The following is a 5,821-nucleotide window of genomic DNA, read 5'->3' on the forward strand; positions in this document are numbered from 1 at the left end:
CCCGGTCGAGCCCGCTGGTCCGGCCGGCCTATGATCAGCGGCGCCATTCGCTCCCAGGCCGCGTCGCTCAACACCAAACGATCCATCACACCCAAGGCCGCCTCCCAAAAAGAAGCCTTGAATCTGATTTGCTCTCAAAAGGGAATCCTTAGAGTGACACCGCCTAGAGCATAAGGTCATTTTCTTCCGCGATCAGGGACATCTCGACGATGCCCAACAACAGCGTTTCGTGCTCTGGCTCGGCTCGCTGACACCGAATTTGACAATGGCGGACACAACGGGCGGTTTAGCGATCAGGCAAGAGCTGCCTGATCGCGGCTGCAGCCTTCTCAATCAGATGAACGATGAGCAAGTCCACACAGCCATCTCGGTGCTGCGGCTCGCAGTGGTCCCGTCTTTTGGCGGCGACGTTGCTTGGTCGAGTAGGGCGGCCGCTTATCTTGATCTCCCGGATTCCCTGGTTCCTAAACGGGCATGTTCCCTGGCCGTCATGCCAGATCATTTTCAATAGATCGCCTCTGCGTCCGCGGAAGCAGAACAAATGACCGCTCAGCGGATCGCGGCGCAGCACCTCTTGCACCTGCAGTGATAATGAGGCGATGCCTTTACGCATGTCGGTGTGGCCCGTCGCCAGCCATACTCGAACTCCCGTAGGAACTGGAATCATCACGGATCCAAAACCTGGATGATCCGACGAAGCGCCTCGACGTCAACGCCCGCATCAACAATGCCCGCCTGCCGGTTAGCTGGATCTCGATCCGACGCTCCGGCGAATGTACGGTCGCACTCTCCGATGACGCCGCCACCGACGCCGCGGGCACCGCCTCGGCCACAACTGCCGTGACAAAGCCAGCCTCGGATTTGGTCCCCGTCGCCCCAACGGCTCTTCGCCAGGTCACCAATAGAGAACGCGACAATCCGTATCGCCGGGCTGTCGCCGCAACCAGGCGCGGCTCGGATTGGCTCTTCAAAACAATCCGCGCCTTCTCTTGCTCAGACCAACGCCGCCGCCGGCCTGTATCAACCACTTCCAGTCGATTCAACGCACTAGTCGTATGGCTGTAATACGTACAGTTCTCAACCATCAGGCCAGCCCGCCGGAAGCTGTCTCTCCTCGGAAACTTACGCTTTGCGCTAGTGAGGCCTTCTTGCAAAGACGAGCGACCCACCGGCAAAAAGAGCGGACGATCTCCGACGTGCGCCCGATCCACCGCATGGCGCGATATTCCATGCCGCTTGGAGCGCGAAAGCCAGGGACTATTTGCAAAGCGCCTCCTCGCGCACTAGATCACTTACGATGATTTCCGGTGCGACAAGAAGCCATCTTCCCGTTTTGGCGGCCGGCCGAGCAAGATAATTGTGATCGTACCGCGCGCCTGCTCTTGCGTCGTTTGACGACAGGTTCATCGCCCTCAGCCATGTCGGCAAGATGTCAGGACGAGATGTGATGTTCAGTATCGGCGTAGATCGAACGATTGAGAGGAGCGCTATCCCGCTCTGACCCTGACGGTGATCCATGCCGAAGAGCGCGGGACGCCGAAGGTGACAGCGGTTGCACGTCGCAACGGAGTAGCGGCCAGCCTGGTGTCGGCGCGCCTGCCCGGGGTGCTGACCGGATGCGTACTTTGAGATGGAAGATCGAGGTGTTCCACAAGATCCTCAAATCGGGCTGCAAAGCTGAGGAGTCGAAGCTCAGGACCGCCCAGCGTCTGACCAATCTGATCTCGCTGTTTTGCATCCTGCTTGGCGGGTCTTCTGGATGACGATGCTCAACCGCTCCGTCCCAGACGCGCCGCCAACCCTCGCGTTGACTGCGACTGAAATCGGCGTGCTCGATCGCCTCGTCAACGACAAACCAAAAGGAAGCCAGAAAACGCTCTCGCACTATCTGATCAAGATCGCCCGGCTCGGCGGTTATCTCGCCCGCGCCAGCGATCCGCCGCCCGGCAATACCGTCATGTGGCGCGGGCTGTCACGCCTCACCGACACCGCGCTGGGCGCCATGGTCGGAGGAGAATTTGTGGGTAATTGAAAGCCGGTGAGGGCCTCACCGGAGGGAGACAAAAGATCTGACCAGGAGGCCGGTGGCCACGTGGCCACCGTCTCGCTAGTCCTGCTCAGGTCCTCGTTCGATATTCCGGATTTTTGACTTCGCGAATTGCGATCGCGAATAGACTCGCTGTTTCCGCAACCCCTCACTGGTTCGGCAAATTAGAAGCCGAGGCTCACGTTGTAGCTCGCGAGGAAGTCTTCGAGGTTCAGGATACACTCTACCCACCTGATTTTCTCGCTCTGCTTAAGCAGGTTCCGCGCATTGTCGAGAGATAGCAGTGGTGCGATGGCCGCATGGCGATTGTTGAGTAGCGCGATGAACCGCTCGCGCAGCACACTGTCATAATTTGGATCCTGAATTGGTGGATATATGCTCTTAACCCGCTCCACCACCGACTGCGGCAGAACATCAGCTGTGGCCGCCCGCAGCAGGCTCTTCTCGCGGCCGTCGAAGGTCTTGTGGGTCCATGGGGCGCCGAACACGTACTCAACGAGGCGGTGGTCGCAGTAGGGGACCCGTACCTCAAGACCTGAAGCCATACTCAAACGATCCTTCCCGTCGAGCAGCTTCGGTAAGAAGCGAGTGAGAAACAGATAGCAAACCTCGCGCATGCGACGTTCGTGGGGATCAACCGAGGCGGGTCCGGTCAGGGGCGGTACTTTCGCAAGCGCCCTCCGGTATTGGTCGTCCAGATAGCCCGGCAAGTCGAGCTTGGCCACGAGACCAGCCTCAAAGCATCCGCGGGCGGCGATGTCGAACCTATAGGCCGGCCAGGGAAAAGTGTCGGCCCAAACATTCGCGTGGTCATGGAAATAAGAGTAGCCGCCGAAAAGCTCATCTGCCGATTCTCCGGACAGTGCCACCGTCGAATCCTGCCGAATTCTCCGGAACAATAAATAGGCCGAGCAATCCCTGTCGCCCGTCGTAAACGGCAGGTCGCGTGCGCGGAGCGTGCTAGCCCGAACATTAGGGTCCATGAGCGCGTCCGCACTCAACGTAACGTCTGTGTGATTGGTAGCTGCGAATTCAACGACCTGCCGAACGTAGGGTCCGTCGGGCGTGGCGCACATCGGGCTGGGTACAAAGTTATCAGTGTAGCCTACGAAGTCGAGGGCGAACGACCGGATCGGGCCATTGTTAAAGCGCGCCGCCAATGCAGTCATGGCCGAGGAATCAAGCCCGCCTGACAAGAGTGTACAAAGCGGCACGTCGGCGATTAACTGCCGCTGAATTGTATCCTCAAGCAGCTCGCGGACGCGCCGAACCGTTGTGGCCACGTCATCGGTGTGGCCGCTGTCGGCGAGCTGCCAATAGCTTATCTGTTGTATTCCCTCGCAGGTCACTCGAACGACGTGGCCAGGCGGTACCTCACGCATGCCCCGGAAGACGGCGTTGTGTGGATCGGCGACGGAACATAACGTGCGTCGAAAGCCGTCGGCGTCCATGATCCGCTCCGCGAGCCCATTGGCGAGAATCGCCTTTGGCTCGGAGCCGAACAACACACCATACTTTATAGGATAATAATATAGCGGCTTGATACCGAGGCGGTCGCGAATGAGAAGCAGCTCGCGTTTATCGGTATCCCAAATCGCGTAGGCAAACATCCCGTTGAGTTCTCTAACGGCGGTTCGCGGGTCGCGGGTACCCCACTCGCCATGGGCGTGCAGCACTACCTCAGTGTCACTGCCTGTGTCGAACCGATGCCCCCGAGCAGAGAGGCGCTGACGAAGCTCCCGGTAGTTGTAGGCCTCGCCGCTGTAAACAAGCACTAGCGCGTGCGGGCCGTCCTGAAGTATCATTGGTTGGTGACCACCCTGTTTGTCAATCACGGCTAGACGGCGGTGTCCCAGCGCGGCGGGTCCGTCGATCCAGATTCCCTCGTCGTCCGGGCCGCGGTAGGCCATGCTAGCTGTCATGAGAGCGAACTCCCTTCGCGCCTCGGGGTCGCCTAGGTCACGATCGAAATCAATCCATCCACAGATGCCGCACATGCCTTGCTTCCCGCTTCGATGCTATCGCGAAACTGCCGCGATCCAAAAGCCCTCTCGCAAAACGTTCAAAATCATTTGCCTTTAGGCGGTGAATCGACACTGTTTCATCCAACAGGCTGAAGCCGTAGCACAGCAGCAGGTAGAGAGCACCCACCAGCTCTGACCGTTTCGTCGCTCACAAATGCCTACTATCTTATTGCAGGCCTCTATGCGTTTCGCTTCCAAGCCCGGGTTGCACCATGCGGATCTGACATGGGCAACCTCACGCCGTAGCGCCACAAAGGCGGCAGTCTGTCCAGCAGAGAGTGCCCGAGCGCCCCCGCCAAGCGCTCCGGCATCAAGCAGAACAACAATCGTAGTTTGGAGCAGGCCAAGGCTCTCACCAATCGTTCGGCACGTCTGCCGCCATGGCAACAATTGCGCATGGTCGTGTTCTCGATGGATCCACTTACCTGGGCTATCTTTGCAGACAGGAGAATGGCGGAGGGCTATGGCCCTCAAGCCACTCCCGACTACATCTGAGACCGCACTAGCAGGGTTAATAGGTGCGTAAGTATCTAGTCTGGCTAATCTGTTCTTCGTGCCTGCAGATCAATGTCGACGAGACCGCACATCTGATTGATCGAGCTAGTGCCACGAGGCTAACAGGCTGGTCGCGGCACCGGTGACTGCGACGACCTGTCAGTAAAAAGGGCCCACTTTAGTGCTCCGAAAAAGTAACGAAAGGCCAAAGTATGCATCACACCGAACGCTTAATTTTCTTCCCTATATGCCTTGAACATGAAGCAGATTTGTTCGAGCTGCATAACGATCCGCTAGTACGAGAGACCATCTTCAAAAACAAGCCGCAGAGCGCGGAAGATGTGAGTAGCTGGCTTGACCGGTATTTGGCTCAGTGGCGAAAACAGGATTTCGGTACTTGGATGGTCTATGAGAAAGCCAATGGAGATGCGCGATTCATTGGGCGCTGTGGCGTTCGCGAATATGAAGGCACCAACAATTTGGAATTTGCTTATGCATTTTTCCAGCTTAGGGCTGGACAAGGCTTGGGGCCAGAGGCTGCTCGCTTTGTGATAACGCATGCCCTAAAAAATTCGAGCAAGGAAAAGATCGTGGGCTTCATTGACCACGGAAATGCGAGAGCACAGCGGGCGGCAGAGAAGTTGGGATTGCGGTTTATTGACGATCGTTGGTACTATGGCAGAATGTGCAAATATTATGAGATGACTCGGGAGGAATATTTTTCCCAGCCTCACCACAGGACCGACTTGTAAGTACGGATATTATGCTAAGTGGTCGAGAATCTCGGGCGGAGATACTGCGGTCCAACCATCGGCGCTTAGAACCGCAATCTCAATGTCGACCCTATGAACCGGTTTACATTGCTTGGCAGTTGTGAATTCCGAGCCACGCCAATCCGACCGCTTTGGCTGGTGGCATGCTCCCTCCAGTCTGATCGACTAATATGCCAGCAGAGCGAATGATGAAGCAGCGGCTGAGCGGCAAGTACCGCGACAAGCCGACCGAGCGCCATTTTCCGCAGGGCGGCGGCTGGACGGCTTGAGCTTGATACTCCTCAAGACGTGCAAGTCATCGGGCAAAGCCCGGTTGGCATCTTATATTAGCTCCTTCAACCGGGCTGAGATACCCGATGGTCGAGTGCCTGCGGATCGTGTTATAAAATCTTTCGATATAGTCGAACACATCGGCTCGTGCCTCGTCTCTGGTTCGGTAGATCTTGTTGGCGGTCCGTTCGGTCTTGAGCGACGAGAAGAAG

Annotated in this window: 7 protein-coding genes and 1 pseudogene; 2 read left to right on the top strand and 6 right to left on the bottom strand. The window is 57.4% G+C overall.

Annotation, left to right across the window (positions count from 1 at the left end):
* The 3 genes and pseudogenes from IVA91_RS12675 to IVA91_RS12690 form a co-directional block, all read right to left on the bottom strand.
* A pseudogene (locus IVA91_RS12675) lies at window positions 1-86 on the bottom strand (IS5/IS1182 family transposase); the annotation flags it as partial.
* A gap of 200 nt (window positions 87-286) precedes the next feature.
* The gene (gene tnpB / locus IVA91_RS37110) at window positions 287-667 is read right to left on the bottom strand and encodes an IS66 family insertion sequence element accessory protein TnpB (RefSeq protein WP_346015483.1); all 381 of its coding nucleotides are present in this window, start codon (window positions 665-667) and stop codon (window positions 287-289) included.
* Window positions 606-1,085, bottom strand: coding sequence for a transposase (locus tag IVA91_RS12690; protein ID WP_247458803.1), 480 nt, complete (start codon window positions 1,083-1,085; stop codon window positions 606-608). The genes tnpB and IVA91_RS12690 overlap by 62 nt, the downstream gene beginning before the upstream one ends.
* A 674-nt stretch (window positions 1,086-1,759) precedes the next feature.
* Between IVA91_RS12690 and IVA91_RS12695 the strand changes: the two genes are divergently transcribed.
* A complete protein-coding gene (locus IVA91_RS12695) occupies window positions 1,760-2,032 on the top strand; it encodes a hypothetical protein (RefSeq protein WP_247458804.1) in 273 nt (90 codons plus the stop codon).
* A 179-nt stretch (window positions 2,033-2,211) separates the two neighbouring features.
* Here IVA91_RS12695 and asnB read toward each other — a convergent pair whose 3' ends face one another.
* A complete protein-coding gene (asnB, locus tag IVA91_RS12700) occupies window positions 2,212-4,044 on the bottom strand; it encodes an asparagine synthase (glutamine-hydrolyzing) (RefSeq protein WP_247458805.1) in 1,833 nt (610 codons plus the stop codon).
* Entirely contained in the window at window positions 4,019-4,198 is a 180-nt protein-coding gene (locus IVA91_RS12705; protein WP_247458809.1) for a hypothetical protein, read from the bottom strand. Before IVA91_RS12705 ends, asnB begins: the two co-directional genes overlap by 26 nt.
* A gap of 580 nt (window positions 4,199-4,778) precedes the next feature.
* Between IVA91_RS12705 and IVA91_RS12710 the strand changes: the two genes are divergently transcribed.
* On the top strand, window positions 4,779-5,318 hold the full coding sequence (locus IVA91_RS12710; protein WP_247458806.1) for a GNAT family N-acetyltransferase: 540 nt from the start codon (window positions 4,779-4,781) through the stop codon (window positions 5,316-5,318).
* A gap of 316 nt (window positions 5,319-5,634) precedes the next feature.
* Here IVA91_RS12710 and IVA91_RS12715 read toward each other — a convergent pair.
* Window positions 5,635-5,821, bottom strand: a 187-nt coding sequence (locus tag IVA91_RS12715; protein ID WP_247458807.1) for an IS3 family transposase, incomplete at its 5' end; no start/stop codon positions are given.

The organism is Bradyrhizobium sp. 153, from assembly GCF_023073835.1.
GTDB lineage: Bacteria > Pseudomonadota > Alphaproteobacteria > Rhizobiales > Xanthobacteraceae > Bradyrhizobium.

Coding starts and splice junctions, on each gene's coding strand:
- tnpB (WP_346015483.1), bottom strand. CDS start 667: ATGATTCCAGTTCCTACGGGAGTTCGAGTATGGCTGGCGACGGGCCAC.
- IVA91_RS12690 (WP_247458803.1), bottom strand. CDS start 1,085: ATGGTTGAGAACTGTACGTATTACAGCCATACGACTAGTGCGTTGAAT.
- IVA91_RS12695 (WP_247458804.1), top strand. CDS start 1,760: ATGACGATGCTCAACCGCTCCGTCCCAGACGCGCCGCCAACCCTCGCG.
- asnB (WP_247458805.1), bottom strand. CDS start 4,044: ATGTGCGGCATCTGTGGATGGATTGATTTCGATCGTGACCTAGGCGAC.
- IVA91_RS12710 (WP_247458806.1), top strand. CDS start 4,779: ATGCATCACACCGAACGCTTAATTTTCTTCCCTATATGCCTTGAACAT.